Source organism: Mesorhizobium sp. M0862 (genome assembly GCF_040319795.1).
Classification (GTDB): domain Bacteria; phylum Pseudomonadota; class Alphaproteobacteria; order Rhizobiales; family Rhizobiaceae; genus Mesorhizobium.
Genome location: NZ_JAMYOJ010000001.1, coordinates 59,586 through 85,305, shown reverse-complemented (window position 1 = coordinate 85,305; position 25,720 = coordinate 59,586). Strand labels below are relative to the sequence as shown.

Below are 25,720 nucleotides of genomic sequence, written 5' to 3'. Positions count from 1 at the left end.
AACGCCGGCGTCAAGCTGGAACACCCCTCATCCGTCTCGGCGCTGCGCGCCGATCCACCTTCTCCCACAAGGGGAGAAGGCAAGGGCACCGCCACCCCGCTTGCCCCTGCAACCCGCCCCTGCTAAAGCGCGCGCCATGAGCACGCCTCTCGACCACATCCGCAATTTCTCCATCGTCGCCCATATCGACCATGGCAAATCCACGCTTGCCGACCGGCTGATCCAGTCCACCGGCGGGCTGGAGCTGCGCGACATGAAGGAGCAGGTGCTGGACTCGATGGACATCGAGCGCGAGCGCGGCATCACCATCAAGGCGCAGACGGTGCGGCTGAAATACCGCGCCAACAATGGCGAGGACTATATCCTCAACCTGATCGACACGCCCGGCCATGTCGACTTCGCCTATGAAGTGTCGCGCTCGCTCGCCGCCTGCGAGGGCTCGCTGCTGGTCGTCGACGCCTCCCAGGGCGTCGAGGCGCAGACGCTCGCCAATGTCTACCAGGCCATCGACAACAATCACGAGATCGTCGTGGTGCTGAACAAGGTCGACCTGCCGGCCGCCGAGCCCGAGCGCATCCGCGAGCAGGTCGAGGAGGTGATCGGCATCGACGCCTCCAACGCCGTGCTGATCTCGGCCAAGACCGGCCTTGGCATTCCCGACGTGCTGGAAGCCATCGTCCACCAATTGCCGCCGCCGCGCGAGGGCGATGCCTCAGCACCGCTCAAAGCCATGCTGGTCGACAGCTGGTACGACGCCTATCTCGGCGTCATCGTTCTGGTGCGCATCATCGACGGCGTGCTGAAAAAGGGTGCGACCATCCGCATGATGGGTACCGGCGCAAAGCATCTGGTCGAGCGCACCGGCGTGTTCACGCCGGCCCGCATCAATGTCGACGAGCTCGGCCCCGGCGAGTTCGGCTTCTTCACCGGCTCGATCAAGGAAGTGGCCGACACCCGCGTCGGCGACACCATCACCGAAGACAAGCGCCAGACAGCGCATGCGCTGCCCGGCTTCAAGCCGGCGCAGCCGGTGGTGTTCTGCGGCCTGTTCCCGGTCGACGCCGCCGATTTCGAGGATCTGCGCGCCGCCGTCGGCAAATTGCGCCTCAACGACGCCAGCTTCTCCTATGAAATGGAAACCAGTGCTGCGCTCGGCTTCGGCTATCGCTGCGGCTTCCTCGGCCTTTTGCATCTCGAAATCATCCAGGAGCGGTTGGAGCGCGAGTTCAACCTCGACCTGATCGCCACGGCGCCGAGCGTCGTCTACCGGCTGCTGCTTACCGACGGCTCGACGAAGGAGCTGCACAACCCGGCCGACATGCCCGACGTGGTGAAAATCTCAGCGATCGAGGAGCCGTGGATTCGCGCCACGATCCTGACGCCGGACGACTATCTCGGCGGCATATTGAAGCTCTGCCAGGACCGGCGCGGCATCCAGGCCGACCTGTCCTATGTCGGCAAGCGCGCCATGCTGATCTACGATTTGCCGCTCAACGAAGTCGTCTTCGACTTCTATGATCGCCTAAAATCGATCTCCAAGGGCTACGCCTCGTTCGACTATCACCTGACCGACTACAAGGAAGGCGATCTGGTGAAGATGTCGATCCTGGTCAATGAAGAGCCGGTCGACGCGCTGTCCATGCTGGTTCACCGCACGGCGGCGGAAAAGCGCGGCCGGCAGATGTGCGAGAAGCTGAAGGAGCTGATCCCGAACCATCTGTTCAAGATCCCTATCCAGGCCGCCATCGGCGGCAAGGTCATCGCGCGGGAAACCATCTCGGCGCTGCGCAAGGACGTCACCGCGAAGTGCTACGGCGGCGACGTAAGCCGCAAGCGCAAGCTGCTGGACAAGCAGAAAGAGGGCAAGAAGCGGATGCGGCAATTTGGGAAGGTGGATATCCCGCAGGAGGCGTTTATCCAGGCGCTTAAGATGGGCGATTAAACGACCTATCCCTATTGCCCGATAACGAACGACTTGGTCTAGTTGGATTTGCCATTCTGAAGTGAACTGCACCTACCCTTTTGGCCAAACTAGCATATCTAGGGGAAAATCAACCACACCATACAGACTCATCGCCCACAACATGCGATTGTTGGGATGCGAATTCATCGTGAGTCTACCGATTGATTGTTCTTTCCGACTTCATCCAATCGCTCACTCTTGACCACAGCGATCTTGACGCGCGCCTTCGCACCGTCACAGTTTCTGCAAAAAGCACCAATGCCTCTGTAACGCTCCATGCCCACTATTTGGCTTTCCGCGCGGGGAAACCCACCGTTGAGGAGTTTGTAGATGTCATCACGTTCAAATTGGTTCCCTTCTGCCTTCATCGGAGGCACATAGCTGACACGCAGGCAAAATGGCCTTCGATGGCTCCCGACAAGGTTCAGGCATCGGCCGCACGTCTCCAGCAACAAGCAATCGACCTGTTCAAGAAGGCTCAGAAGAATACCAATCGCAACGGCGAATTTGGCGAACTCGTATTATATCTTTTAGTTGAAAAAGTTTTAGGTGCTCCTCAACTTGTTGCCAAAATGAGCCTTAAAACCAATACAGAAATGCCTGTACACGGTTCCGATGGAATCCATGTTCGGTATGATCTTCTCACAGATAGCCTCTTCCTAATCTGGGGGGAGTCAAAGTGCCATGCCTCAGTCGGAGGTGCCATCAGGAGCGCGGTCGAATCAATCCAGGAAAGCCTGCAATATGAGAAAATGGGACGAGAGTTATTTTTGATAGATCAGTACATGGATCTGTCCGGCGTACCGTTAGAGCTACAGGGCGCTCTTAAAGGGTTTCTTGACCCGTACAACGAAAAGTATAATCAGCGTTACGACGGTTCAGTCGCGCTGATAGTATTCGATTTTGATGAGTTCGCTGAACTGAACAAGCTGACGCCTGCCGATGTTGAAACAACGTTCCGGTTGAAGCTCGAACAGCAGCTCGAAATAAATGCTAAAATTTTGGACAGCGCCATAGGAGCAGGACCATTAGCTGGTCACGCGATGGAGTTCTTCTTCATTCCAGTCCCATCCATTGCCGAATTTAGAGCGAAATTCCAGAACCATATCGGTTGGTCATGATAGACGAACTGATCCGATCGATATGGGCCAACGAGAACTTTCATTCGTCGTTGCTTGGCCTTCGAGCGGCATGGCTTCGGAACGTGCTTTCGTTGGAGGCCGTCGGCGAGATCACTGATCTCGACTTGGTTAAGTGCGTGCAGGCAGCTACCATATTGGCCAACAGTACGGACGCAGAGATACAGCGGGCAGCTTTCAGCATCGCAGCGTGCGCTAGCGATTTGCGCTCGGAAGATATGCCTGGCCTTAATGGCGCCTTGCGAATTGTTCTAACGAGACTCGGAAATTTTCCTGCCGTGAACACGAGTTCTGCGGTGAGCGGGTTCAGTCGCTTGCCTACGCGCACAGCTGTCTCGGAGCAGTTACGTCGAAACGGAAACGAGGTGAAAGTGGGCCAGGCAATCCTGACCCTGACGGACTTCCAGCGTTTGCTTTGGGGGGTCCTTTCAGCCCGGCGAAACGTCTCAATTTCGGCGCCCACATCAGCTGGAAAGTCCTACGTCCTCCAGTCGTTTTTGCGTGAGATAGTTGCCTCTGATCTGTTTGTTTCGGCGTGTTACATAGTGCCGAGCAGAGCGCTAATCGCGCAGGTCACGGATTCAATTAATTCGTGGAAGCTAGATGATGGTCGAAAGACGTGGCTGTCGTGAACGTGCCGCTCCCAGATGACGTCGAATTGCCGTCACGCGCAATTTACGTCCTGACTCAGGAGCGCGTACATGCAATTTTAGCCGCTCATCCCAACTTTACGCCCGAGGTCATTATATGTGATGAGGCGCAGAACATCCAAGACGGATCACGCGGGATATTATTGCACGGCGTGGTTGACAGGCTGATCGAGAGAAACCCTGACGCTCAGTTGATTTTCGCCGGCCCAAATATCAAAAATCTAAACGTCTTCGCCGAGACGTTTGGTATTCCCGATGTTCATGAAATCCATAGTCTTTCGCCTAGTGTTATTCAAAATATGATGGTTATTAATACGCGATCAGCGGTCAAGGGTTTGATTAGAGTGGAGAGGATTCTAGCGAATGGGCGGCAAGACATAGGTCAGGACAATATTAACAGGGTGACACCGACAACTACTGAGCGACTAGTCTGGATAGCAGAGCGATTCGGTCGAGAAAAGCCGTCAATTATATATGCGAATCGGCCGGTTGACGCCGAGAAAGTAGCAAAGGGACTGGCTCAAGTGTTGCCGCCCCCTGTCGCGTCGACAAAATTAATGGATCTCGCCGAGTTTGTGCGTGTCGCGGTGCACGCAAAATACGACCTCGCCGACTGCCTCGAGCACGGTGTCGGTTTCCACTACGGAAGAATCCCCGCATTGGTTCGCCGAGGCGTTGAAGAGGCATTCGCTCAGGGTGAGATAAAGTTTCTTGTCACCACGAGCACACTCATTCAGGGCGTAAACTTCCCAGCTGCAAACTTGTTTGTTTGCAAGCCCAAGAAAGGGAATGTGACAGCGTTGACTGGGGCAGAATTCTGGAACCTTGCTGGGAGAGCTGGGCGGCTCGGCAAAGAGTTTCAGGGGAACGTTTTCCTTATTGACTATGACGAGTGGAGCAACAAGCCTGCCGAAGAGGCCAATGAAATCCAGGTAGCCTCCTTTCTCGAAAGCAGTCTCCTCAACAGCATCGACATGATAGAAGAGTGCGCTCTCCGAGAGCCCATTCTTGAGAGCGACGGCGTTGCAGACATTGAAAGCGCCTTCTCTAGGCTTCTTTCCGATCTAGTTAGTGGCCGCCTATCACAAACGCTCGCAAAATATGATGTTTCTGAAGCAGATCGCGTTCGACTGACAGCCGCGCTCTCAACAGCCCGGGCGAAAGTCTCTCTCCCGTGGTCTGTGCTCGCATTGTCACCGACCGTATCTGCACTTAGGCAGCAGAGATTGGCCGACTATCTCCATGCCGAGATAACCGGTGGCGGGATCGAGCGTCTTGAGCAATTAATTCCCCGCAACCCTCGGGACGGCGACTCATACAAAGTCTTGTCAGACATTTATAGGACATGCCATCAGCAGATATGGACGCTTACCGCCCCCAAACTTCATATGCGAATGGCAGCGATTTCGCTAAGCTGGATGAGAGGCGACCCGCTTCCGGAAATTATCGAAGAAAACCATCGCAGAATTGGAGGAAATCTTTCTTCAAACATTCGGACTACGCTTAACGACATCGAGCAAGAGGTACGATTTAAGTACCTTCGACTGATCATTTGCTATATCGCCATTCTATCGCACGTGCTGAGGCAAACAAATAATGACGCGTATCTAAAAGGGATATCGTCGCTTCCCTCATATATGGAGATGGGTGCTTCTGACCAAACGATGATTAGCTTTATTAACATTGGCCTCTCCCGCCTTACCGCTCGCACGTTAACAGATGAGCTCATCGACAAGAACATGGGCCTCGCTGAAGTGCTCACTTGGTTGCGTGCGCAAAACCTCGACGATATTGTGACTTCTGAAATAATCCGGAGTGACATACGGCGAGCGCTACTAAACCTCGCCTGAGCTGCCTGAATCAAGATGTCTTATGGACGTCCCGCCCGGCGACACAAGAATGATATGAGAAGCGTGCCCATGTTTTGTCTTGACGGACAACTCTGAAGCATTGCGAGCCAAAGTCCGCATCTTGTACTTCAAAATGATCGATGCCGCATCCTATTTTGGACGTGGCTTCTGGATGTCGTTCTAGCATTGAAGCCAGTTCTCCATGATCCCCTTGGTTCACTCGATCGCCAGGTTTATATTGCGCCAGCATGCTGCCAAAATGAGCCATAGCGTCGCCTTGTGTTTTGAAAGTTCGATTTGCCAGTATTACCGGACGTGCTCGGCCCATCAGACGCTCCGAAAAGTCAGAACCGTATCTATGTCGGATTATTCTATCATCTGTAAAGTAAACAGGGCTATTACACCCACAAGGCTTTCCTGACCAAGCAGTCATCGAGGTTGCGATCCGCCGGCTGGCACCGCATGTGGCGCTTCTCCCCCGACCGTGCGAGCTTGGCCCTCTCCGATTCGGATACCCCATCATGCTCCGCCTCACCCTTGCCGCCCTCCTCATCGCCACCCCGGCGCATGCAGCCGATATGGCGTTCTTCGTCAAGAACTTGCGCAGCCAGGCGGTGGCGGTGGAGCTGTTCAGCCGCGATCGCAAGATGTCGTGGCCGGGCGGCGACCAGGTGTTCCTGATTGAGCCCAGCTCGCAGAAATCGGTGCCGATCTCGTGCATGTCAGGCGAGAACATCTGCTATGGCGCCTGGGTGAATGGCAATGATGCGGTCTCCGCCGGCGTCGGGCCGGATAATGACCAGCCTTGCGATACGTGCTGCTTTATCTGCGTGGAGAAGACGACCGAGACGATCGATCTGGTGGAGTGAGGGGCGGGGCGCCGAAGCTGCTGATCTCCCCCCTCGTGGGGGAGATGTCCGGCAGGACAGAGGGGGGCGCGAAGGATCGCCAGCGTATGGATCAGCAAGCCTAAAATTGAAATGGCGCGGCTGCAGGAATGAGCGGTCGGCGGGACAGCGCCCCCCTCTGCCTTGCCAGGCATCTCCCCCACGAGGGGGGAGATCAGCAGCTCCACCAACCTCTCCCAATCCCCCCAAAATCAGTCACGCCCCGCCCTTCAATGTCAGCCGCCATCATGCGATGCTGATTCCCTCGGCCGGGGGGCCGATTTGCCTCGGGGGAAACACCATGTCTTTCACTTGTCTGCGCCGCGTCGTCGTCGCGCTGTCACTTGCCGCGCTGTTTGCGCCGGCCGCGCACGCCGCCGACATCACCTTCGCCGTCAAGAACAGCCATCCCAACGCCATGCGCCTCGAGCTCTACAGCCAGGACCGCGACTATGTCTGGCCAGGCAATGACAAGGATTTTTATCTCGACGACGGCGAGACCAAGCAGATCCCGGTGTCCTGCGACGAGGGCGAGTCCATCTGCTACGGCGCCTGGGTCGATGGCGACGAGGGAACCTATTGGGGCGTCGGCCCCAACAACAAGGAAAAATGCGAGGATTGTTGCTACACCTGCAATGGCGGCGAGACGGAGGAAATTGAACTGACGCCGTAGGAAGTACAGCCAATCTCCCCCCAAGTGGGGGAGATGTCCGGCAGGACAGAGGGGGGCGCCATAGAGCGCAAGCCTCGGCAACCACCGAGCATCGTAATGCCGCACACGCCTCTAGCGCCTCGACATCGCGCAAACGCCAGATCGATGCGCAAAGTCCTGACGCCAGCCGAGCTCCAAGCTCTGGAAGGAACTTCGTGCCCACCGGCTGATGGGGCTTGGCTCCGGCGACAAATTTCCTATTGCCGCCTACATCGTCGATTTCGCTTGCCCGGAGAAGAAGCTGGTCATCGAAGTCGATGGCTCCCAGCATGCGGACGCCGGCGCGGCTGCCGGTGATGAAACGCGGACATCGCACCTCGAACAAGATGGCTGGACCGTCCTGCGGTTCTGGAATGACGACGTCATCCGCGACATCGACAATGTCTGCCAGCATATTGTGATTGCGGCTGGGCTTGGAGGCGCATCCTGAACGGTGCTGGGCTTTAGGGCAGGGAAAGGTCGGCGGGACAGCGCCCCCCTCTGGCCTGCCGGCCATCTCCCCCACGAGGGGGGAGATCGGGTTTCGCCTTGGCTTTCGCCAATTATCCCAGCAACGCCCTCTGCCGCTTCGGGCCGCCCGCCTTGCGCCAGGAATTGAACCGGTGCGTCGCGGCCGCAAACGAGATCTTCATCTGCTGGGCGACCGAATAGCGCGACTTGCCTTCGTCGAACAGGCGGTAGCAGCATTCGACGCCCTCCTCGGTCAGCTTGCCGTCGGGCGCCTTGTTGTGCGGATTGGCGGGGTCGAATTTTTCGACCTGCTGTTCGACCAGGCCTTTCAGCCGCTGCAAATCGGCCTCGATGCTGGCGATCAGATCGAGGACGGGTTTCGGATCGAAGTGGTCATGCGGCTTTGCCGTCATCTTGCTCATGCCTTTCGCTTGCGTGTCGCGACAATATAGGTGAACATTTGCCGATAATGAAGGGCGCGTTGCAATCCGGCGCTTCAACATTTCTTGACTGGTGATTGACCGCAGAGATTGCAGCGCCTAGTTTAGAATTGTTCTAAACTGGGGTGAATTTCTCATGCTTTCCCGTGTCTTCGGTTTCGGCCGCCGTCCTTTCGAAACGCTGTCGGAACAGGAGATCCTGGCGCTGGCAATTTCCTCCGAAGAGGATGACGGGCGCATCTACCGCGCCTATGCCGACGGGCTGGCTGACAGTTTTCCGCAATCGGCGAAAGTGTTCGAGGCGATGGCGGAGGAGGAGGACGGCCATCGCGATTCCCTGATCGAGCTCTACCGCAAGCGCTTCGGCGAGCGCATTCCGCTGCTGCGCCGCGAGCACGTGAAAGGCTATTACGAGCGCAAGCCCGACTGGCTGGTGCGGCCGCTCGGCATCGAGCATGTGCGGCGCCAAGCCGAAGAGATGGAGCGGCAGGCCTATCGCTTCTATGTCGAGGCGGCCAAGCGCACCGGCGATGCCTCGACCCGGAAACTGCTCGGCGACCTGGCCGCGGCCGAGCAAAGCCATGAGAATTCGGCGCACCGGCTGGAACAGAAACTTGTGCCGGGCGAGGTGAAGGACGAGGAAGCCAGCGCCGAGCAGCGCCAGTTCATCCTGACCTATGTGCAGCCCGGGCTTGCCGGGCTGATGGACGGCTCGGTGTCGACGCTGGCGCCGATCTTTGCCGCAGCGTTTGCCACGCACGACACCTGGCAGACGCTGCTGGTTGGCCTCGCCGCCTCGATCGGCGCCGGCATCTCGATGGGCTTTACGGAGGTCGCTTCCGACGATGGCAAGCTGTCGGGGCGTGGCTCGCCGATCAAGCGCGGCCTCACCGTCGGCATCATGACGACGCTGGGTGGGCTGGGCCACGCGCTGCCTTACATCATCCCGCATTTCTGGACGGCGACGGCGGTGGCGGCCGTGGTGGTGTTCTTCGAATTGTGGGCGATCGCCTTCGTGCAGAACCGCTACATGCAGACCCCGTTCCTGCGCGCGGCGTTTCAGGTGGTGCTGGGCGGGGCGCTGGTGTTTGCGGCCGGGGTGCTGATCGGGAATGCGTGAGCGCCAAGCGCCCCCTCACCCAGCCTCCGCTTCGCTCGGCTGACCTCTCCCCGAGGGGAGAGGAGATTTTCGAAGCCTGCGCCAGTCTCTTCTCCCCAGCGGGGAGAAGGTGGCCGCGAAGCGGCCGGATGAGGGGGCCTGGCGCGACGCCGATACCTAGTCACCCATTCACCGCCCTGCTATCCTCTGGCGCCTCGTCCCGCTCCGTCAGCCCGTAATCCCGCACCACATGCGCAATGCGCAGCCGGTAGCCGGCAAAGATTCCGCCACGGCCGGCCTTTTGCGCCTGCCGGTGCTCTTCCGTGTTGCGCCAGGCTTTCACCGCTTCCTCGTCGCGCCAGAAGGACAGCGACAGCACGCGGTTCGGGTCGACCAAGCTCTGAAACCGCTCGATCGAGATGAAACCGTCTATGCCGTCGAGCAGCGGCCGCAACTCGGCAGCGATACCGAGATAGGCATCGCGCTTTCCCTCAGCCGGTTGCACCTCGAAGATGACAGCGATCATATCTCCTCCTTGACGGCGGTCTGGAACAGCTGCCGCGGTCCATGCGGCCCCGACACCAGCTTCAGGAAGATGCGATCTTCTTTCAAGATGAACTTTTCCCGGCGGGCGAATTCGTAATTGGCCTTGCCGGCGGGATCGGCTGCGAGACGGGCGCGGTAGGCCTCATAGGCAGCGAGGCTGTCAATGTTGTAGGCGGCGTAGGCGGTGGTGGCCGAGCCCTCATGCGGGGCGTAGTAGCCGATCAGATCGGCGCCGCAGCGCGGGATCGCCTGGCCCCAGGCCTTGGCATATTGCTCGAAGGCCGGCTTGCCGAACGGGTCGATCTCATAGCGGATGAAGCAGGTGATGGTCATCGTGATCTCCTTGGGTTCGCGTGGATAGTTCGAGCGGCGTCGAAACGTTGTGCCGCAGGGTCTGCTAAGCGAAAGCGCTGGCGGTCAGGCCTGCCAGAAGGATTTCGCGCATTCGCGGCGCACATCCTCACGGGTCAGGCCGAGATCGCGCAGCAGATGGTCGTCGACCGCCGCGAGGTCGAGCCGCTGCACATGGCGGTCGTACCAGCGGGCGAGCAGCCGCCGTTGCAGCCAGGTGACGAATGGAAACCGCCGGCGGCTGGCGAGTGGGGCGGAAGCGGTTGGCATCGGCGTTCTCCTTGATCCCGCCCGACAATAATGCTTATCTGACGAGAATGCTTCGATGGAGACCTAACTATGCGTGAAGGACCCGACATTGCCCGCATCGCCAGCCTGGTCGGCGATCCGGCGCGGGCAAACATGCTGAATGCGCTGATGGGCGGCACGGCTTTGACGGCCAGCGAACTGGCGCTGGAGGCCGGCGTGTCGCTGCCCACCGCGTCCTCGCATCTGTCGAAACTGATGGAGGGCGGGCTTTTAACTTTGGCCAGCCAGGGACGGCATCGCTATTACGGCCTCGCAGGGCCGCAGGTGGCCGGCATGATCGAGGCGATCACCGGGGTGGCCGAAGCGGTCGGCCCCAAGCGGGTGCGGCCCGGCCCGCGCGACGGCGCCATGCGCGTCGCCCGTGTCTGCTACGACCACCTCGCCGGCGAACATGCGGTGGCGATGCTCGACCGCCTCGTCGCGCGCGGCATCCTGTTGCGCGACGACAATGAGATGAGGCTGGGGCCAGCAGCAGCCTCGCATTTTTCGGCCATCGGCATCGACGTCGGCGCCAAGCCGCGCCGGCCGGTCTGCCGCGCCTGCCTCGACTGGAGCGTGCGCCGCTCGCACCTTGCGGGAACGCTGGGCGCGGCTATTCTGGACAAGATCCTGGCGGAGAAATGGGCAAGGCGGGAGAAGGACAGCCGCGCGGTGGTGTTTTCACCGCCGGGGAAGCAGGCGTTCGAGCGGGTGTTTTTGGCGTAGAGGTTCGGCAGCGCTAATTGGGCGACGCTGGCGGGACAGCACCCCCCCTCTGGCCTGCCGGCCATCTCCCCCTCAAGGGGGGAGATTACGCGCTCAACAGCTTTCGCCAATCTCGAACATCGTAAAGGTGAGCTGCGCCTCGAAGCTGCCAATCTCCCCCCTTGAGGACAGAGGGGGGTGTGACGGAACGCTTGCGTAGCAGGTGAGGCGCGCGACGCTCACCCCCGCTTCAGCACCTTCGCCTGCTCGAAGAAATCCGCCCACGGATCGGCCTTCTCCAATTCCTTCAGCGTCGTCTTGTCGCCGATCGGGAAGGAATTCGGCGCTAGCCCCTTCTCAACCTCCGCCCACGTCACCGGTACCGAGACCGTCGCGCCCTTCTTGGCGCGGGAAGAGTAGGGCGCGACGGTGGTCGAGCCCCTGCCATTGCGCAGATAGTCGACGAAGATTTTTCCGGTGCGCGCCTTTTTCGACAGCGTCGCCGTGTAGCGGTCGGGCGCGGCCTGCTCCAGCGCCTTGGCGAAATCATGCGAGAAGGTTTTGACCGCCTCCCAATCCGCCGACGGCTTCAGCGGCACCAGCACGTGATAGCCCTTGCCGCCTGACGGCTTGACGAAATTCGGCAGCGACAGATCGTCGAGCTTGCCTCTGATGTCGAGCGCGGCCTCGCGCACCGCCTTGACGTCGACGCCTTCGTCGGGATCGAGATCGAAGATGATCTGATCCGGCTTTTCCAGCTCATCGATCTTGCAGCCCCAGATGTGGACCTCGACCACGCCGTACTGGACCAGAGCGGCAAGGCCGTCGAAATCGCGGATGAACAGGATTTCCTCGCCATCGGTCGGGTCCTTCATGCGGGCAATCTTGTCGCTCATGCCGGCCGAAGCATGTTTCTGGAAGAAGCGCGGACCGCCGATGCCATCCGGCGCCCTGACCAGGCTGAGCGGCCGGTTGACGATGAACTGCTCCATGCGCGGCCAGACCAGCGCGTAGTGTTCGAGCAAGTCCTGCTTGGATATTTTTTCCTCGGGCCACAGCAGCTTGTCGGGATGGGATAGTTTTACGCTGGTCGTGATCGTCGCGGGCGCCTTAGCCCCGGCGGCCTTGCCGGCGCCGCCTGCCGCCGGCTTTGCCTTGTTTGCCGCCTTCGATGGCTTTTCCTGCACGACTTCCTCCGCCGGCTTGTCCTCGCGCAGTCCCTGGAACGACGCGTGGCGTATTATACGGTCCGAGGTCCAGCTGCGGAACTCCACTTCGCCGACAAGTTCGGGCCTGACCCAGACCAAACCCTTGCCCTTTGGCACCGCGGCGGCAAACGGCGAGGCGTCTGCCTTCAGCGCATCGAGTTTTTTCTTCAAATCGGTGGCGCTCCTGGCTGTGAAGCCCGTGCCGACGCGGCCGGCATAGTGGAGCTTGCCGCCCTCGTGGTAGCCGACCAGCAGCGAACGCAGGCCGCGGCCGGTCTTGTCCGAGGGCAGATACCCGCCGATGACGAATTCCTGGCGGGCCGTGCATTTCGACTTCACCCAGCTTGGGCCACGGCCGCTGCGGTAGGGCGCATCGGCGCGCTTGGAGACGATGCCTTCAAGGCCCATGCGGCAGGCGTGCTGCAGCATGATCTTGCCGGGCTCGGCGAAATGGTCGCTGAAGCGGACGGGGGCATTTTCGGCCGTCTCGCCGAGCAGCTCCTGCAGCGCCTGCTTGCGCTCGACCAGCGGCTCGCGGCGCAAATCGTTGCCGTCAAGCCGCATAAGGTCGAACACATAGTAGGTGAAGCGGTCGGTTCGATTGGCGGAGAGATCCTGCTGAAGCAGCGAGAAAGACGAAACGCCGCTGTCGGCGAGCACGACGATCTCGCCGTCGATGATGGCGTCGCTGCATTTCAGCTGGGCCAGTTCCGCGACGATCTCAGGGCCGAATTTCTCCGTCCAGTCGAGGCCGGTGCGGGTCAGCAGCCGCACCTCCGTGCCGGCGATCTGCGCCTGCATGCGGTACCCGTCGAACTTGACCTCATGCAGCCAGTCCTCGCCGGGCGGCGCCTCGCGCTCCAGCGTCGCCAGTTGCGGCTCGACGAAGTCGAGGCGCTTGCCGGCTTTCGCCTTGCTGGATGCCGCAGGCTTGTTGGAGTGCGAGACCTTCGGCTTCTTGCCGTCGGCGGTCTTGCCTTCCGCGACCTCTTCGATGGTCAGGCCGGACTTCACCGATTTCGGTGCGTCCTTCAGGATATCCTCGCCGGGGCGGGCGGCGGCATCGTCGGATTTGATCAGCAGCCAGTTGTCGCGCTTTTCGCCCGGGCGGGGTCTTAATCTGACCAGATGCCACCGCCCATTCAGCTTCTGGCCGTTGAGTTCGAAGTCGATATGGCCCTTCTTCATCGCCTTGGCCGGGTCGATCTCGGGCGTCCATGTGCCTTCGTCCCAGACGATGACGGTGCCGCCGCCATACTCGCCCTTGGGAATGGTGCCCTCGAAGCCGGCATAGTCGATCGGGTGGTCCTCGACATGCACGGCCAGCCGCTTTTCGTGCGGGTCGAGGCTCGGGCCCCGCGTCACCGCCCAGCTCCACAACACGCCCTCATGCTCGAGGCGGAAATCATAGTGCAGCCTGGTCGCGTCGTGCTTCTGGACGACGAAGATGCCGCCGGGCTGCTTGCCGCGCGCGACCTTGCCCGCCGGCTCGGCCGTCTTCTTGAAATCGCGCTTGGACTGATATTGTTCGAGGCTGGCCACGGCGCCGACCCTCAAGCCGACTTGCGCTTGGGCGCAGAAGCTTTCGCCTTGCCGCTTTTTGCCGCCGGCTTGGCCTTCTTCGCCGGGCCTTCCGCCTGGCCGCCATCGGACAGGCTCTTCTTCAGCGCGTCGAACAGATTGACGACATTGGACGGCTTGGGCGCGGCCTGCGCTTTCGGAGCCTTCTTGCCGGCCTTCTTGGCGCGGATCAGTTCGAGCAGCGCGTCCTCATACTTGTCCTCGAATGTCGACGGATCGAACTTCCCCTTCTTCTTGTCGATGATGCGTTCGGCCATATCGGTCATCTCCTGGTCGGTCTTCACCGCCTTGATGTCGCCGAAGATGCTCTCCGGCTCCCGCACCGTGTTGCCGTACCGCAAGGTGGTCAGCACCATGCCTTTGCCGCGCGGCTCGATCACCACGGGCCGCTCGCGGCTATAGAGCACGACGCGCGCCAGCCCGGCCATCTTCTTGTCCGCCATGGCATCGCGAATGACGGCAAAGGCCTCCTCCGACACCTTGTCGGCGGGCGTGACATAATAGGGCGTGTCGAGATAGATCTGCTCTATCGAGGCTTTGTCGACGAAGCCGTCCAGCGCCATCGTGTGCGAGGACTCGATCTGCACCGCTTCGATCTCTTCGTCCTCGATATGGACGAACTCACCGGGGCTCACCTCATAGCCCCTGATCTCGTCGCCATCGCCCAGCGGCTTGCCGGTTTCAGAATCGACATAGATGCGCTTGACCGTGTTGCCGGTCTTGCGGTTGAGCACCCGGAACGAAACTTTTTCGGCGTGGGTGACGACGTTGGTCAGTTCGACAGCGCAGGTGACCAGCGACAGTTTCAGATAGCCCTTCCAGGCGGGGCGAGGTGCCATGGCGAACTCCTGCGCGATGCGGTTCAAGCGAGAACGGGCAAGGCCCGTTCCGGTTCCGGGCGCGCAACCAGGGGCATTTCGGCAGCGAGCGTGGAAATTTCGAGAGGCTCGCCAAATCTGAAACAGAACCGCGCTCAAGCGACATCCAGACGAAACATATGTGATGCAAAAGTCACAATGCCGGAAATGGCGACGAACCACACCGAAAGACCCCCAAACAGCCGCATTCCGGCCACGAAGCATGGGGTTTTCGACCAAAGATTAACATCGTGTTCACCGACTATTCACGCCTCGACGCTATGATCCCCGCAATCGGACGGGACATCCGAAAATCGGGACAGGGACTTGAGTAAAATGAAATTCTGGGGCCACATCGCCGGCTATGCCGCCGCCATCCGCGAGTTCATCGCGCCGACCTATCGACCGGAGCGCTACTACATGCGCGGCCCGGGTCCGGCCTGCGCCCGTCGCGGCAGCTCGCTCGGCGCGCATTGATCATGACATTCGAAACGCGTCACGACAGCCGGATCTGCAGACCGGAGGCCGATCCCCGCGCAACCACCTATCGCGCCGAGCGCCCCGCGCTGGCCGCGAGAAGCCGTGCGACAACGCCGCGACTTTGATCCCGCTGCCGGCGGGCTTAGTGTCTGAAGACACAAGCTGCCGGACGTCCCGTGACTTCTTCTCCTGAACCCTTCGATGCCAGCCAGCCATTGATCGTTTTCGACGGCGTCTGCGTGCTGTGCTCGGGCTTCGTACGCACGGTGGTCGGGCTCGACCGCAAAAACCGCTTCCGCTTCGCCACGGCGCAGTCGCCCTTCGGCGAGGCGCTGTTCCAGAGATACGGGCTGCGCACCGACAGCTACGAGACCAATCTGGTCCTTGTCGGCGGCGCTCCCTTCATGCGGCTGGACAGTTTCATCGCGGTGATGGCCGAACTCGGCTGGCCGTGGCGGGCGGCGAAAGCGCTGCTGCTCATCCCGCGCCCCTTGCGTGACTGGCTCTACGAACGCATCGCCAAAAACCGCTACGCCATGTTCGGCCGCAAGGACAGTTGCGAGATCCCGTCCGCCGCGATACGTGCGCGCATGATCGGCTAGTCGCATGTCACCCAAAACTGACCTCGGTTCTGGGGAAAACGACATACGCAAAAAGAGCGGCGATGAGGCTTCTGGTCGTTGGCGGCTATGGCATTTTCGGCGGCCGCATCGTGCAATTGCTGGAGAGCGAGCCACGCCTGATCCTGCTCGTCGCCGGGCGCTCACTGGGCAAGGCCGAGGCCTGGTGCAAAACCCGCACCGGCGCGGCGGCGCCGCTCGTGCCGGCGCGCTTCGGTCGCAACGGCGACGTCGCGCAAGGCCGGCCTGTTCGTTCGCGCCTCAGTCCGGCAGCGCCGCGACGGCGACGATCTCGATGACGATGTCTGCCTGGGCAAGCGCTGCGACGCCGATTACCTCCGAAGGCGGCGGATTGTTGTCGCTACAATGCTTCGGACAATGCTCGGCGAAAAACGCGTCCAGCACGTCGAGACGAAAATTAGGCGAGCTGAGGACGCCGCCGTCGGGAAATGGCCCTTTGACGAAAAAGGTCAGCCTGATGAGATGGTCGAGCCCGCTGCCAAGTTCTTCCAGATCCGATTTGATGTTGCCGAGAACTTCCCGCCACTGCGCCGCGGCATCGCCAGCGAAGCCGCCACCCTTCTTGCCGGCCGGATCGTAGTCAGCCGATGTCGCGGTGTTGCCGCAGAGATAGACGGTGCCTTTCGCACCGCTGACGACCGTGCCTTTGCCCCATGGCATCAACCGGCCGTTCTTGAATTTCTTGTGGGTCACGAGTTCCATTCTCTTCTCCCATGCCTCGTGTGACGTGCCCGCCAACGACCGAGGATAGTGCTGTGCGGAGCCACGGCCAGTCCGCTGCCGGTCATCCGCCAGCAGACGGAGGAACATCTGGTCCTTGCGAAATCTCCTGGCGGAGGCGAAAGTTTTTTCTGAAGCCCGTCGAAATCGGCCGCCGCCGCGCGACATACGTCTGGCCCCGCTAGGACGCGGCCTTCGAAACCACGGGAGAAGACCCATGCGATACATGCTTTTGATCAACAGCGACGAAGCCGCGCAGGCGAACACGCCAATCGAGAAGGCTCAGCAGATGAGCGCAGCATATGCCGCCTATACCGAAGCGTTGAAGAAATCCGGCGCATGGCTCGCCGGCGAACGGTTGCGCCCGACCCAGGCGACCACCTCGGTGCGAATCACAGACGGCAAGACCAACGTGATCGACGGCCCCTATGCCGACACCAAGGAGCAGCTTGCCGGCTTCTACATGATCGAGGCGGCCGATATCGATACCGCCATCGACTGGGCGGCGCGCTGTCCGGCGGCGAGCGCCGGCACGGTCGAGTTGCGGCCGATCTGGGAAATGGCCGACTACATGCCCAAGAAATGACACCGTGATGGACAATCGCCCGGAGATCGCGCGGGCGGCGGCCGAAGCGGCCGCCCGGCAGAGTTACGGCAAGCTGGTCGCCTGGCTAGCGGCGCGCACCCGCGACGTGGCCGGCGCCGAGGACGCGCTGGCCGAGGCCTTCGCCGCGGCGCTGGAGCGCTGGCCACAGACCGGCGTGCCCGACAAGCCGGAAGCATGGCTGCTGGCCGTGGCGCGCCGGCGGCGCGTCGACGCGGTGCGCCGTCGGCTGACCAGCGAGGCGAGCCGCGACCATCTCAAGCTGATGGCCGAGGAGATGGAGGCGAGCATGGAAGACGAAGACCTTCCCGACGAACGTCTCAGGCTGATGTTTGCCTGTGCGCATCCGGCGATCGAAGCCAGCGTGCGGGCGCCGCTGATCCTGCAGACCATTCTGGGTTTCGACGCGGCGACGATCGCCTCGGCCTTCCTGGTTTCGCCGGCGACGATGGGCCAGCGTCTGGTGCGCGCCAAGAGCCGCATCCGCGAGATCGGCATTCCGTTCCGCGTGCCGGATCGCGCCGAACTCGGCGAGCGGCTGGGAACGGTGCTGGAAGCGATCTACGCGGCTTTCGCCGAAGGCTGGACCGACCCGGCAGGGACCGAGACGAGAGCGCGCAATCTGGCGACCGAAGGCATCTGGCTCGGGCGGCTGGTGGCATCGCTGATGCCGGACGAACCGGAAGCGCTCGGCCTGCTGGCGCTGATGCTGTTTGCCGAGGCGCGCCGCCCGGCGCGGCGCGATGCGGCTGGAGATTATGTGCCGCTCGCCGGCCAGGATTGCCGTCTTTGGGATCACGCGCTGATCGACGAAGCCGAGGCGCTGCTGGGCCACGCCGCCACCATGGGCGTCATCGGCCGCTACCAGCTCGAAGCGGCGGTACAATCGGTGCATGCGACGCGGCGACGGACCGGCCAAACCGATTGGGCGGCGATCCGTAACTTCTACGATGCGCTGTCGGCGATATCAGGCTCGCCGGTGATTTCGATCAACCGCGCCGTGGCGATTGCCGAGGCCGAAGGGGCGGCGGCAGGACTGGCGGCGCTCTACGTGCTGGGCGACGACAAGCGGCTCAACGACTATCAGCCCTATTGGGCCGCTCGCGCCGGCCTGCTGGCCAGGCTCGGCAATGCGGCGCAAGCGGTCGAAGCCTATGACCGGGCGATCGGCCTTGAACGCGACCCCGCCGTGCGCCGCTTCCTGCAGGCGAAACGGGCGATCCTGCGAAATTGAAGCGTCCGTTCAGGCCGGCCACATTTCATGCGTGGTGTTGAGCCGTTTCATCAGCGGATGCGCGCGCAGCGCCGACCATAAGCGTTCGATGTTCGGCCAGTCGGCTCGCGCCTTGTCCATATCGGGGTGCCAGGCCACCAGCATGACGAGGTAGATGTCGGCCAGCGACATCGCGTCGCCGACCAGCCAGCCGCGCCCCTCGAGGGCTGCATCGACAATGGCGAAGCCGCGGTCCATCTCGGCAATGGCTGCCTGCTTGACGGCTTTCTTGCCGTCGGCATCGGCGGTGTAGCGATGGGCATAGTAGAGGCGCAGGATGGCGGGGTAGAGCACCGATGACATGAACGCCATCCAGCGCAGGAAACCGGCGCGATCCGGCGATCCGGCGGCCGGCGCCAGACCCGCCTCCGGATGGCGCTCGGCAAGCAGGATGCAGATCGCCGCCGATTCGGTTATCGATTGACCGTTGGGCAAGGTCAGCACCGGAACCTGGTTCAACGGGCTGATGTCGAGGAAAGCCGGGTCCGGCGGATCCTTCTTGGGCACATCGATCTGGTCGAATTGCGCGTTTGCCAGCGCCAATGCGGCCTCGACGACAAAACCGCCGCTGCCTGGGCGCGTGTAAAGCTTGTACATGTGATTCTCCCCCTGCCCGCGCGAAGCAGGCCGGGGCGATTTGACCCTGAAGCCGCCTCCCGCTCAAGCCGGTGGCGGACGCCACGGCCGGGTTTTCTGCGGTCCAGCCATGAGACTTCCGATGTCGGAGGGACAGCACCCCCGATGCCCGGCAGGGCAGAGGGGGGTGCGAAGGATCGCCGCCTATCCAGTTAAGACGTTAAGCCCCCAGCCCGTCGAACAGGATCGTCGACAGATAGCGCTCGGCGAAGGACGGGATGATCACCACCAGGTTCTTGCCCTTGTTCTCCGGCCGCGACCCGACGGCGATGGCGGCCTGCAGGGCAGCGCCCGACGAGATGCCGACCGGCACGCCTTCAAGGCGGGCGACGAGGCGGGCGTTGGCGACCGAATCCTCGTTGGAGACCTTGACGATCTCGTCATAGATCGAGGTGTCGAGGATCTTGGGCGCAAAGCCGGCGCCGATGCCTTGGATCTTGTGCGGGCCGGGCTGGCCGCCCGACAGCACCGGCGAGGCCTCCGGCTCGACGGCGACGACATGCACCGAGGGCTTGCGTTGCTTCAGCACCTGGCCGACGCCGGTGATCGTGCCGCCGGTACCGATGCCGGCGACGAAGATGTCGACCCCGCCATCGGTGTCGTTCCAGATCTCCTCGGCGGTGGTGCGGCGGTGGATCTCCGGGTTGGCCGGGTTTTCGAACTGCTGCGGGATGACGGCGTCAGGCAGGGTGGCGGCCAATTCGTCGGCCTTGGCGATGGCGCCCTTCATGCCTTTCGGCCCTTCCGTCAGCACCAGTTCGGCGCCGAGCAGCGCCAGCATCTTGCGGCGCTCCACCGACATGGTTTCGGGCATGGTCAGGATCAGCTTGTAGCCCTTGGCGGCGGCGGCGAAGGCGAGCGCGATGCCGGTATTCCCCGAGGTCGGCTCGATCAGCGTCGTCTTGCCGGGTTTGATCCGGCCCGACGCTTCCAGCGCCTCGATCATCGAAACGCCGATGCGGTCCTTGACCGAGGCGATCGGATTGAAGAATTCGAGCTTGGCAAGAAGGTTGGCAACGACGCCCTTCTCCTTGGCGAACTTGTCGAGCCGCACCAGCGGCGTGTCGCCGATCGTCTCGGTGATCGAGTTGTAGACACGGCCGCGGCCGGGCACGCGCGCGGAAGGCTTGCTCATTGGTTTCGCTCCCAAATCAGATCAGGCAATTGGCGTCGGCGGACAGAATAAGGCTTTCGTCCGCGCAAGATAGGCTGCCGGCCGAAAATATCGAGTGGGCCGCTTGCTGAAAACGCTTGCCTTCCGAAGCCGCATTTCCGGATGGACCGATCGGCGGAATGAATTGCCTGAACCGATCTACTGACGTGCGGCAATGGCTGCGGCCGCGCCCACCATGAAGCCGGCGGCGGTGCGGTTCAGCGCCTTCAGCGCGCGCGGCGATTTCAGGAACCAGCGCGCCTTGGCGGCCAGCGCCAGATAGGGCACAAGCACCACGAAGAGCACGATAACGGTGAGCGCGACCAGGATGCCGTAGTCGGCGAGCGTGATGGTCTTCAGGTCGACGATGGTCGGCGTGATGGCGAGGTAGAAGATCATCGTCTTCGGGTTGCCCAGCGTGACGGCGAGGCCGGCAAGGAAGCTCGATACCAGGCCGCCCTTGCCTTTCTTGGCCTCGACAGTCTCGGGCGTGATCCCGGCCGTCCAGAAACGCCAGCCGAGGAAGGCGAGATAGGCGACGCCCAGCCATTTGATGGCGAGAAACACCATGCCGAAGCTTTGCGCGACAAAGGCAAGGCCGAGCACCACCGCGGTGAGATAAATGAGGTCGCCGAGCATCAGGCCGAACGACATCGCCAGCGACGAGCGGAAGCCGGATCCGAGCGCCCGCGCCACAAGCGCGGTGACGCCGGGGCCGGGAATGGCGGCGGCGATGCCCAGCGCAGCACTATAGGCAAGGAAGCCGGCGAGGGTCATGACGGTCGCACCTCCTGAGCCGCTCTGATGCCATGAAAGCCTGCAACGGCAAAACGGATTCGATTGCGCCAAGCAGGACATGAAAGCCGGTCATTCGAGGGGCGTCAGGCTTTCAGCCTGTTCGACAAGGGCGATAGCGATGTCGTTCCGCAGACTGGATATTTTACCGACAGCCGGAACCTTGGCGCTCACCCCATTCGTCCGATGATCTATCCGCTGGTCGTCAACAACCGGTTCAAGGTGCGGCTGGTGGCGATGGAGCGTGACGGACCGCAAAAGATGGACCCCGACGACACCGCCAAAGGCGAATTCTACATCGACCTCCACACCAAATATCCGCCGGTCTCCGACTGGCGCATCATTGCTGCCGATCCGCGCAGTACCGACCTCAACGTGGAAGCGTCGTTCCAGCTGCAATGGCTGGACTATGTCGATACCGCCGAGGTTGCCGAGGATGGCCCGCCACGCATCATCGACAAGTCCAACTATCCCTATCCGTGGGGCGCCAATGTGATGGTGTTCGAGCACTGGCTCGGGCTTGGCCGCAAGGCGCCGCTCAAACTCATCGCGCATCGCGCCGCGAATACTGGATGATCAATGGCAATGCGGCCCGGCGCATGGTGCAGGACCTCTATCGCTTCAACGTCAACCAGCTTGGCGTCGCCAACGACACCATCAGCAGTGTTTACGTGCCGAAGCTCAATGCCGGCCACGTCACGGTGACGCTTTACGAACACGATTTCAGCGGCGGCCGCTTCGCGCAAGGGGCGAAGAAGTCCTTCGGCTCGGTCGGCCTCTTCAATCTCAGGGATACCGGTTTCGATGACCGCGCTCATCGGCCGAGGTGATCCATACCTATCCCAAGGTGATCCATCGGGACGTGCATTAGGGCCGGATTGCGCTGTTCGCCGGCTCAGGATGGGCCATCGACATGGGTGATGCGCCAGATGGTGCCGTTGCCATCCTCGGTTACGATAAGCGCGCCGTCCTTGGCCACCGCGACGCCGACCGGCCGGCCCCAGACGGCGTCGTCGGAGAGGACGAAGCCGGTGATGAAATCCTGGTACTCGCCGGTCGGCTTGCCGTCGCTGAATCTCAGCCGCACCACCTTGTAGCCGGTCCTCATACCACGGTTCCAGGAGCCGTGCAGGGCGACGAAAGCATCGCCCTTGTACTCGGCCGGAAAATTGTCGCCGTCATAGAAGGCGATGTTGAGCGGCGCCGAATGCGCCTGCATCAGCACGTCGGGCACGGCGACCGAGCCGGCGAGGTCTGGGCGCGCGCCCTCGTGACGCGGGTCCTCGTTGGCGCCGATATAATACCAGGGCCAGCCATAGAAGGCGCCGTCCTTGACTGAGGTGGCATATTCGAACGGCACATCGTCGCCGAGACCGTCGCGCTCGTTGACGACACACCACAGCGCGCCGGTGGCCGGTTGCACGGTCATGCCCGAACAATTGCGCAGGCCGGTAGCGAGGATGCGGCCATTCTTGCCGTCGGGGCCGAAGGCCAGCACGTCGGCACGGCCATCCTCGGAACCCCAGGTGGCGCCGAGTGGCTGTGATTTTGCCCAGGCGTCAAGGCCGCTATTCGGTGCCTTCCCCATGCCCTCCGCGACGTTAGAACCGGAGCCGACCGAGAGATACAGCGTCTTCCCGTCCGGCGAGAAGGAGATATCGCGGGTCCAGTGGCCGCCGGTAGGGATGTCGGAGACAATCGTCTCCGGTTCGCCAGAGGCTTTAAGGTCGCCGTCGCGATAGGCGTAGCGGACCACGCTGTCGTTGTTGGCGACGTAGACCCATTGCGGCTTGTCGCCAGGCGGGTAGAAGGCGATGCCATAGGGCTGGTTGAGATTGTCGGCAAAAATGCCCTCTTCGGCCGGCTTCGCGCTACCCTTGGCCAGCCGATAGACGCGGATCTGGTTGGCGTCGCTGTCGGCGACGAACAGGTCGCCGTTCGGCGCCACGCGCACGACCCGCGGATTGGAAATGCCGGAAGCAACCAGTTCGGCCGAAAACCCAGGCAGCAGGACGGGCTTCGCGCCCTCGGGCCGATCGCCAAGGCCGGCGCTGTTGGAGGCGGATTCGGTCATGTTGGGCTTTTGCAGATCATCCGGCTTGATCAGCCGGCGCACACCTGGCTTGTCGGCCTTCCAGTCGCCGAAAGCGTCCTTGCCGGTCAGCAGCGGTTGATCGGCCTCCTGGGCGAAGGTGCTGGTGGCCAGAAGCAGGGCAAGGCCTGCCAAGCCGGCAATCCGGATCATGCTGTTCTCCTCGAACTCGCGCCGGTCGGCGCGTCATGCACAAGGGAGATATTGTGCAGCCGCCGCAAAAGAGAAGCGTGCGCGCGCGCAGATTCGACGAGAGAACCGCTCAACTTTCCTCTTCGACGTCCAGATCGTCGTCGAGACGCTTTTCCAATGCGACGAGATCTTCCGGCAGCGGCAAGCCCATGGCGCGCATTTCGCGCAGTTTTTCGCGCAGCTGCTCCTGGATTTCGTGCTCGTCCTCCGGCTGGTTGACCATTTCTTCGAGCAGCATGCTGATCTGGGCCTTGAACGATTCAAGCGCCATTCTGCGCCCTCCTTTACGGTGATCCCGGCTTCGGAATTATCTTAACATCCGGGTAATCAATTGGGCCGTGTAGTCGACCATCGGCACGATGCGGGCATAATTCAGCCTGGTCGGGCCGATGACGCCGAGCGCGCCGACGACGCGGGCGTCCTTGTCGCGGTAAGGCGCCACGACCAGCGACGAGCCGGAGAGCGAGAACAGCTTGTTTTCCGAGCCGATGAAGATCCGCACGCCGGGGCCGTCCTCGGCGAGGTCGAGCAGCTGGATCAGCCCGTCCTGCGTCTCCAGATCCTCGAACAGGTGGCGCAGCAATTCGATATCGGCCTGGGCGGTGACGTTTTCGAGCAAATTGGCGCGGCCGCGCACGATAAGGCGCGCCGGCAGGCCGCTATCGGCGCCGGCCCACACCGCCAGGCCTTTCTCGACCAGATCCTGCGACAGCGTGTCCAGCGCTGCCCTGGTCTCGTCCTTGACGCGGGCGATCTCGATGCGCGCCTCGGCGAGCGTGCGGCCCCTGATATGGGCGTTGAGGAAGTTGGAGGCCTCGTGCAGCTGCGAGACGGTGATGCCGGCCGGCAGGTCGACGACGCGGTTCTCGACATCGCCATTCTGCGACACCATCACCGCCAGCGCCTTGGTCGGCTCGAGCTGGATGAACTCGATGTGCTTCAGCGCCACCTCGTTCTTGGTGGCGAGCACCAGGCCGGCGCCGCGCGACATGCCCGACAGCATCTGGCTGGCCTCGGTCAGCATGTGTTCCAGCGTCGCGCCCGAGCCGGAGGCGCGCACCTGCGCCTCGATGACCCGGCGTTCCTCGTCGGAGAGATCGCCAAGCTCCATGAAGGCATCGACGAAGAAGCGCAGGCCGGTCTGCGTCGGCAGGCGCCCGGCCGAGATGTGCGGGGCATAGATCAGGCCGAGATGCTCGAGGTCGCTCATCACGTTGCGGATGGTGGCCGGCGACAGCGACGACGGCAGGATGCGCGACAGGCTGCGCGATCCCACAGGCTCACCGTCCTTCAGATAGGATTCGACGATGCGCCGGAAAATGTCGCGCGAACGCATGTCGAGCGATTGCAGCGCGGGCGCCAGCAGACTGGGTTCGGTGACTGCCTTGGTCATTCGAGCCAAAAACCTCCGGCTCAAGGATATAGACTTCCATCGCCCCCGCGCAACCCGGCGTCTGTGCCAGATCGCCCGGCCTTTTCCTTTGCGCCATGGGCTGCATGCGTCTACAAGCCGCCGACGCAACCGTAAAAGAACAGAAAGAGGCCTCGATGCGCCCTTCCAAACGCCAAGCCGACGAAATGCGCGCCATCTCCTTCGAGCGCGGCGTCTCCAAACACGCCGAGGGCTCGTGCCTGGTGAAATTCGGCGACACGCATGTGTTGTGCACGGCGAGCCTGGAGGAAAAGGTGCCGGGCTGGATGCGCAATTCCGGCAAGGGCTGGGTGACGGCGGAATACGGCATGCTGCCGCGTTCGACCGGCGAGCGCATGCGCCGTGAAGCCTCGGCCGGCAAGCAAGGCGGCCGCACGCTGGAAATCCAGCGGCTGATCGGCCGCTCCTTGCGCGCCGTTGTCGACCTGCAGGCACTGGGCGAACAGCAGATCACCGTCGACTGCGACGTCATCCAGGCCGATGGCGGCACCCGCACGGCCTCGATCACCGGCGGCTGGGTGGCGCTCTACGATTGCCTGCGCTGGATGGAAGCGCGGCAGATGGCCAGTGTTGCCAAGGTGCTGAAGGACCATGTCGCGGCAATTTCCTGCGGCATCCATGACGGCCAGCCGGTCATCGACCTCGACTACATCGAGGATTCATCTGCCGGCACCGACGCCAATTTCGTCATGACCGGCAAGGGCGGCATCGTCGAGATCCAGGGCACCGCCGAGGGCGAGCCTTTCTCGGAAGGGCAGTTCGCGGAGCTGATGGGCCTTGCCAAGAAGGGCATTCAGCGGCTGGTGAGCTTGCAGCAGATGGCTGTGGCTTGATTGAATTTAACGTGATGACGTCGGCGATCCTTCACACCCCCCTCTGGCCTGCCGGCCATCTCCCCCGCAAGGGGGGAGATCAGAGGTCGCTACCGTTTTCGCCAACCATCAACGTTGAGACGCCGCCAGCGGAACTGCCAATC

The 25,720-nt window shown here is 62.0% G+C and carries 30 protein-coding genes and 1 pseudogene; 17 read left to right on the top strand and 14 right to left on the bottom strand.

Annotation, left to right across the window (positions count from 1 at the left end; translation table 11 throughout):
- Positions 1–136: 136 nt before the first annotated feature.
- From lepA to NKI15_RS00475, 4 genes are all read left to right on the top strand, one after another.
- Entirely contained in the window at positions 137–1,942 is a 1,806-nt protein-coding gene (gene lepA, locus NKI15_RS00490; RefSeq protein WP_023824050.1) for a translation elongation factor 4, read from the top strand.
- A gap of 182 nt (positions 1,943–2,124) precedes the next feature.
- A complete protein-coding gene (locus tag NKI15_RS00485; protein ID WP_352514304.1) occupies positions 2,125–3,084 on the top strand; it encodes a HamA C-terminal domain-containing protein in 960 nt (319 codons plus the stop codon).
- Complete coding sequence (locus NKI15_RS00480; protein WP_352885624.1) at positions 3,081–3,734, top strand: DEAD/DEAH box helicase; 654 nt, start codon at positions 3,081–3,083, stop codon at positions 3,732–3,734. The genes NKI15_RS00485 and NKI15_RS00480 overlap by 4 nt, the downstream gene beginning before the upstream one ends.
- Positions 3,722–5,602, top strand: a complete 1,881-nt coding sequence (locus NKI15_RS00475) for a DEAD/DEAH box helicase (protein ID WP_352885623.1) — start codon at positions 3,722–3,724, stop codon at positions 5,600–5,602. The genes NKI15_RS00480 and NKI15_RS00475 overlap by 13 nt, the downstream gene beginning before the upstream one ends.
- A gap of 10 nt (positions 5,603–5,612) precedes the next feature.
- Here NKI15_RS00475 and NKI15_RS00470 read toward each other — a convergent pair whose 3' ends face one another.
- Positions 5,613–5,930: a DCL family protein gene (locus NKI15_RS00470; protein WP_352514302.1), complete on the bottom strand. Its 318-nt coding sequence runs from the start codon at positions 5,928–5,930 to the stop codon at positions 5,613–5,615.
- A 193-nt stretch (positions 5,931–6,123) separates the two neighbouring features.
- On the opposite strand from NKI15_RS00470, the gene NKI15_RS00465 reads away from it, so the two are divergent.
- The 3 genes and pseudogenes from NKI15_RS00465 (at position 6,124) to NKI15_RS00455 (ending at position 7,631) form a co-directional block, all read left to right on the top strand.
- Positions 6,124–6,471, top strand: coding sequence for a hypothetical protein (locus NKI15_RS00465; RefSeq protein WP_352514301.1), 348 nt, complete (start codon positions 6,124–6,126; stop codon positions 6,469–6,471).
- 319 nt (positions 6,472–6,790) lie between these two features.
- Positions 6,791–7,162 carry a hypothetical protein gene (locus NKI15_RS00460; protein ID WP_023703874.1) on the top strand — a complete coding sequence of 124 codons (372 nt, stop codon included), beginning with the start codon at positions 6,791–6,793 and terminating at the stop codon, positions 7,160–7,162.
- 96 nt (positions 7,163–7,258) lie between these two features.
- Positions 7,259–7,631, top strand: a pseudogene (locus NKI15_RS00455) (endonuclease domain-containing protein).
- 112 nt (positions 7,632–7,743) lie between these two features.
- Here the strand turns inward: NKI15_RS00455 and NKI15_RS00450 are convergent.
- The gene (locus NKI15_RS00450) at positions 7,744–8,064 is read right to left on the bottom strand and encodes a hypothetical protein (protein WP_023681249.1); all 321 of its coding nucleotides are present in this window, start codon (positions 8,062–8,064) and stop codon (positions 7,744–7,746) included.
- A 163-nt stretch (positions 8,065–8,227) separates the two neighbouring features.
- Between NKI15_RS00450 and mbfA the strand changes: the two genes are divergently transcribed.
- Positions 8,228–9,211 (top strand): iron exporter MbfA, encoded by a 984-nt coding sequence (mbfA, locus tag NKI15_RS00445; protein WP_023681248.1) that lies wholly within the window; start codon positions 8,228–8,230, stop codon positions 9,209–9,211.
- Positions 9,212–9,371: 160 nt separating this feature from the next.
- Here mbfA and NKI15_RS00440 read toward each other — a convergent pair whose 3' ends face one another.
- The 3 genes from NKI15_RS00440 to NKI15_RS00430 all read right to left on the bottom strand — a co-directional run bounded on the left by NKI15_RS00440 (position 9,372) and on the right by NKI15_RS00430 (position 10,357).
- Complete coding sequence (locus tag NKI15_RS00440) at positions 9,372–9,716, bottom strand: antibiotic biosynthesis monooxygenase family protein (RefSeq protein WP_352514300.1); 345 nt, start codon at positions 9,714–9,716, stop codon at positions 9,372–9,374.
- A complete protein-coding gene (locus NKI15_RS00435; RefSeq protein WP_023673248.1) occupies positions 9,713–10,069 on the bottom strand; it encodes an NIPSNAP family protein in 357 nt (118 codons plus the stop codon). Before NKI15_RS00435 ends, NKI15_RS00440 begins: the two co-directional genes overlap by 4 nt.
- An 84-nt stretch (positions 10,070–10,153) precedes the next feature.
- The gene (locus tag NKI15_RS00430; RefSeq protein ID WP_023752376.1) at positions 10,154–10,357 is read right to left on the bottom strand and encodes a DUF1127 domain-containing protein; all 204 of its coding nucleotides are present in this window, start codon (positions 10,355–10,357) and stop codon (positions 10,154–10,156) included.
- Positions 10,358–10,426: 69 nt separating this feature from the next.
- Here NKI15_RS00430 and NKI15_RS00425 point away from each other — a divergent pair, with 69 nt between their 5' ends.
- Positions 10,427–11,101, top strand: coding sequence for an ArsR/SmtB family transcription factor (locus NKI15_RS00425; RefSeq protein ID WP_023687541.1), 675 nt, complete (start codon positions 10,427–10,429; stop codon positions 11,099–11,101).
- A gap of 218 nt (positions 11,102–11,319) precedes the next feature.
- Here NKI15_RS00425 and ligD read toward each other — a convergent pair whose 3' ends face one another.
- Positions 11,320–13,830, bottom strand: a complete 2,511-nt coding sequence (gene ligD, locus NKI15_RS00420) for a DNA ligase D (RefSeq protein WP_352514299.1) — start codon at positions 13,828–13,830, stop codon at positions 11,320–11,322.
- Positions 13,831–13,841: 11 nt separating this feature from the next.
- Complete coding sequence (gene ku / locus NKI15_RS00415; RefSeq protein ID WP_023681243.1) at positions 13,842–14,708, bottom strand: non-homologous end joining protein Ku; 867 nt, start codon at positions 14,706–14,708, stop codon at positions 13,842–13,844.
- Positions 14,709–15,053: 345 nt separating this feature from the next.
- On the opposite strand from ku, the gene NKI15_RS00410 reads away from it, so the two are divergent.
- The 3 genes from NKI15_RS00410 (at position 15,054) to NKI15_RS00400 (ending at position 16,125) form a co-directional block, all read left to right on the top strand.
- Entirely contained in the window at positions 15,054–15,203 is a 150-nt protein-coding gene (locus NKI15_RS00410; RefSeq protein ID WP_196813601.1) for a hypothetical protein, read from the top strand.
- 179 nt (positions 15,204–15,382) lie between these two features.
- Positions 15,383–15,808, top strand: a complete 426-nt coding sequence (locus NKI15_RS00405; protein ID WP_031197023.1) for a thiol-disulfide oxidoreductase DCC family protein — start codon at positions 15,383–15,385, stop codon at positions 15,806–15,808.
- Between the two features lie 62 nt (positions 15,809–15,870).
- The gene (locus NKI15_RS00400; protein WP_023703882.1) at positions 15,871–16,125 is read left to right on the top strand and encodes a hypothetical protein; all 255 of its coding nucleotides are present in this window, start codon (positions 15,871–15,873) and stop codon (positions 16,123–16,125) included.
- Here NKI15_RS00400 and NKI15_RS00395 read toward each other — a convergent pair.
- The gene (locus NKI15_RS00395) at positions 16,088–16,549 is read right to left on the bottom strand and encodes a RidA family protein (protein WP_023687546.1); all 462 of its coding nucleotides are present in this window, start codon (positions 16,547–16,549) and stop codon (positions 16,088–16,090) included. The two genes, NKI15_RS00400 and NKI15_RS00395, sit on opposite strands and share 38 nt — an antisense overlap.
- A gap of 235 nt (positions 16,550–16,784) precedes the next feature.
- On the opposite strand from NKI15_RS00395, the gene NKI15_RS00390 reads away from it, so the two are divergent.
- Together NKI15_RS00390 and NKI15_RS00385 are read left to right on the top strand one after the other, a co-directional pair.
- Complete coding sequence (locus NKI15_RS00390; RefSeq protein ID WP_023681239.1) at positions 16,785–17,153, top strand: YciI family protein; 369 nt, start codon at positions 16,785–16,787, stop codon at positions 17,151–17,153.
- A 7-nt stretch (positions 17,154–17,160) separates the two neighbouring features.
- On the top strand, positions 17,161–18,405 hold the full coding sequence (locus NKI15_RS00385; protein WP_286439500.1) for an RNA polymerase sigma factor: 1,245 nt from the start codon (positions 17,161–17,163) through the stop codon (positions 18,403–18,405).
- Positions 18,406–18,414: 9 nt separating this feature from the next.
- On the opposite strand, the gene NKI15_RS00380 is transcribed toward NKI15_RS00385, so the two are convergent.
- The 3 genes from NKI15_RS00380 to NKI15_RS00370 all read right to left on the bottom strand — a co-directional run bounded on the left by NKI15_RS00380 (position 18,415) and on the right by NKI15_RS00370 (position 21,010).
- A complete protein-coding gene (locus NKI15_RS00380) occupies positions 18,415–19,041 on the bottom strand; it encodes a glutathione S-transferase family protein (RefSeq protein WP_023681237.1) in 627 nt (208 codons plus the stop codon).
- Positions 19,042–19,240: 199 nt separating this feature from the next.
- A complete protein-coding gene (cysK, locus tag NKI15_RS00375; RefSeq protein ID WP_023687548.1) occupies positions 19,241–20,215 on the bottom strand; it encodes a cysteine synthase A in 975 nt (324 codons plus the stop codon).
- 177 nt (positions 20,216–20,392) lie between these two features.
- Positions 20,393–21,010 (bottom strand): LysE family translocator, encoded by a 618-nt coding sequence (locus NKI15_RS00370; protein ID WP_023687549.1) that lies wholly within the window; start codon positions 21,008–21,010, stop codon positions 20,393–20,395.
- A gap of 63 nt (positions 21,011–21,073) precedes the next feature.
- Here NKI15_RS00370 and NKI15_RS00365 point away from each other — a divergent pair, with 63 nt between their 5' ends.
- Together NKI15_RS00365 and NKI15_RS00360 are read left to right on the top strand one after the other, a co-directional pair.
- Complete coding sequence (locus NKI15_RS00365) at positions 21,074–21,604, top strand: hypothetical protein (RefSeq protein WP_031202523.1); 531 nt, start codon at positions 21,074–21,076, stop codon at positions 21,602–21,604.
- Positions 21,601–21,858: a hypothetical protein gene (locus NKI15_RS00360; RefSeq protein WP_023687551.1), complete on the top strand. Its 258-nt coding sequence runs from the start codon at positions 21,601–21,603 to the stop codon at positions 21,856–21,858. The genes NKI15_RS00365 and NKI15_RS00360 overlap by 4 nt, the downstream gene beginning before the upstream one ends.
- 65 nt (positions 21,859–21,923) lie before the next feature.
- Here NKI15_RS00360 and NKI15_RS00355 read toward each other — a convergent pair whose 3' ends face one another.
- The 3 genes from NKI15_RS00355 to hrcA form a co-directional block, all read right to left on the bottom strand.
- Complete coding sequence (locus tag NKI15_RS00355; protein WP_023672049.1) at positions 21,924–23,273, bottom strand: PQQ-dependent sugar dehydrogenase; 1,350 nt, start codon at positions 23,271–23,273, stop codon at positions 21,924–21,926.
- A gap of 109 nt (positions 23,274–23,382) precedes the next feature.
- Positions 23,383–23,583 carry a hypothetical protein gene (locus NKI15_RS00350; protein ID WP_023672050.1) on the bottom strand — a complete coding sequence of 67 codons (201 nt, stop codon included), beginning with the start codon at positions 23,581–23,583 and terminating at the stop codon, positions 23,383–23,385.
- 36 nt (positions 23,584–23,619) lie between these two features.
- Positions 23,620–24,705, bottom strand: coding sequence for a heat-inducible transcriptional repressor HrcA (gene hrcA / locus NKI15_RS00345; RefSeq protein WP_352885622.1), 1,086 nt, complete (start codon positions 24,703–24,705; stop codon positions 23,620–23,622).
- A gap of 155 nt (positions 24,706–24,860) precedes the next feature.
- Here hrcA and rph point away from each other — a divergent pair, with 155 nt between their 5' ends.
- Positions 24,861–25,577, top strand: a complete 717-nt coding sequence (gene rph / locus NKI15_RS00340) for a ribonuclease PH (RefSeq protein ID WP_023672052.1) — start codon at positions 24,861–24,863, stop codon at positions 25,575–25,577.
- The last annotated feature ends 143 nt before the right edge of the window (positions 25,578–25,720 follow it).

Bases quoted from the DNA above. Each gene is read 5' to 3' on its own strand.
- NKI15_RS00480 (WP_352885624.1), top strand. From the start codon at position 3,081: ATGATAGACGAACTGATCCGATCGATATGGGCCAACGAGAACTTTCAT.
- hrcA (WP_352885622.1), bottom strand. From the start codon at position 24,705: ATGACCAAGGCAGTCACCGAACCCAGTCTGCTGGCGCCCGCGCTGCAA.
- NKI15_RS00435 (WP_023673248.1), bottom strand. From the start codon at position 10,069: ATGACCATCACCTGCTTCATCCGCTATGAGATCGACCCGTTCGGCAAG.
- NKI15_RS00350 (WP_023672050.1), bottom strand. From the start codon at position 23,583: ATGGCGCTTGAATCGTTCAAGGCCCAGATCAGCATGCTGCTCGAAGAA.
- NKI15_RS00400 (WP_023703882.1), top strand. From the start codon at position 15,871: ATGAGGCTTCTGGTCGTTGGCGGCTATGGCATTTTCGGCGGCCGCATC.
- NKI15_RS00470 (WP_352514302.1), bottom strand. From the start codon at position 5,930: ATGGGCCGAGCACGTCCGGTAATACTGGCAAATCGAACTTTCAAAACA.
- NKI15_RS00355 (WP_023672049.1), bottom strand. From the start codon at position 23,273: ATGATCCGGATTGCCGGCTTGGCAGGCCTTGCCCTGCTTCTGGCCACC.
- NKI15_RS00440 (WP_352514300.1), bottom strand. From the start codon at position 9,716: ATGATCGCTGTCATCTTCGAGGTGCAACCGGCTGAGGGAAAGCGCGAT.
- ku (WP_023681243.1), bottom strand. From the start codon at position 14,708: ATGGCACCTCGCCCCGCCTGGAAGGGCTATCTGAAACTGTCGCTGGTC.
- NKI15_RS00465 (WP_352514301.1), top strand. From the start codon at position 6,124: ATGCTCCGCCTCACCCTTGCCGCCCTCCTCATCGCCACCCCGGCGCAT.
- NKI15_RS00380 (WP_023681237.1), bottom strand. From the start codon at position 19,041: ATGTACAAGCTTTACACGCGCCCAGGCAGCGGCGGTTTTGTCGTCGAG.
- mbfA (WP_023681248.1), top strand. From the start codon at position 8,228: ATGCTTTCCCGTGTCTTCGGTTTCGGCCGCCGTCCTTTCGAAACGCTG.
- NKI15_RS00395 (WP_023687546.1), bottom strand. From the start codon at position 16,549: ATGGAACTCGTGACCCACAAGAAATTCAAGAACGGCCGGTTGATGCCA.
- NKI15_RS00425 (WP_023687541.1), top strand. From the start codon at position 10,427: ATGCGTGAAGGACCCGACATTGCCCGCATCGCCAGCCTGGTCGGCGAT.
- NKI15_RS00430 (WP_023752376.1), bottom strand. From the start codon at position 10,357: ATGCCAACCGCTTCCGCCCCACTCGCCAGCCGCCGGCGGTTTCCATTC.
- NKI15_RS00370 (WP_023687549.1), bottom strand. From the start codon at position 21,010: ATGACCCTCGCCGGCTTCCTTGCCTATAGTGCTGCGCTGGGCATCGCC.
- cysK (WP_023687548.1), bottom strand. From the start codon at position 20,215: ATGAGCAAGCCTTCCGCGCGCGTGCCCGGCCGCGGCCGTGTCTACAAC.
- NKI15_RS00360 (WP_023687551.1), top strand. From the start codon at position 21,601: ATGATCAATGGCAATGCGGCCCGGCGCATGGTGCAGGACCTCTATCGC.
- NKI15_RS00385 (WP_286439500.1), top strand. From the start codon at position 17,161: ATGGACAATCGCCCGGAGATCGCGCGGGCGGCGGCCGAAGCGGCCGCC.
- NKI15_RS00390 (WP_023681239.1), top strand. From the start codon at position 16,785: ATGCGATACATGCTTTTGATCAACAGCGACGAAGCCGCGCAGGCGAAC.
- NKI15_RS00460 (WP_023703874.1), top strand. From the start codon at position 6,791: ATGTCTTTCACTTGTCTGCGCCGCGTCGTCGTCGCGCTGTCACTTGCC.
- lepA (WP_023824050.1), top strand. From the start codon at position 137: ATGAGCACGCCTCTCGACCACATCCGCAATTTCTCCATCGTCGCCCAT.
- NKI15_RS00450 (WP_023681249.1), bottom strand. From the start codon at position 8,064: ATGACGGCAAAGCCGCATGACCACTTCGATCCGAAACCCGTCCTCGAT.
- rph (WP_023672052.1), top strand. From the start codon at position 24,861: ATGCGCCCTTCCAAACGCCAAGCCGACGAAATGCGCGCCATCTCCTTC.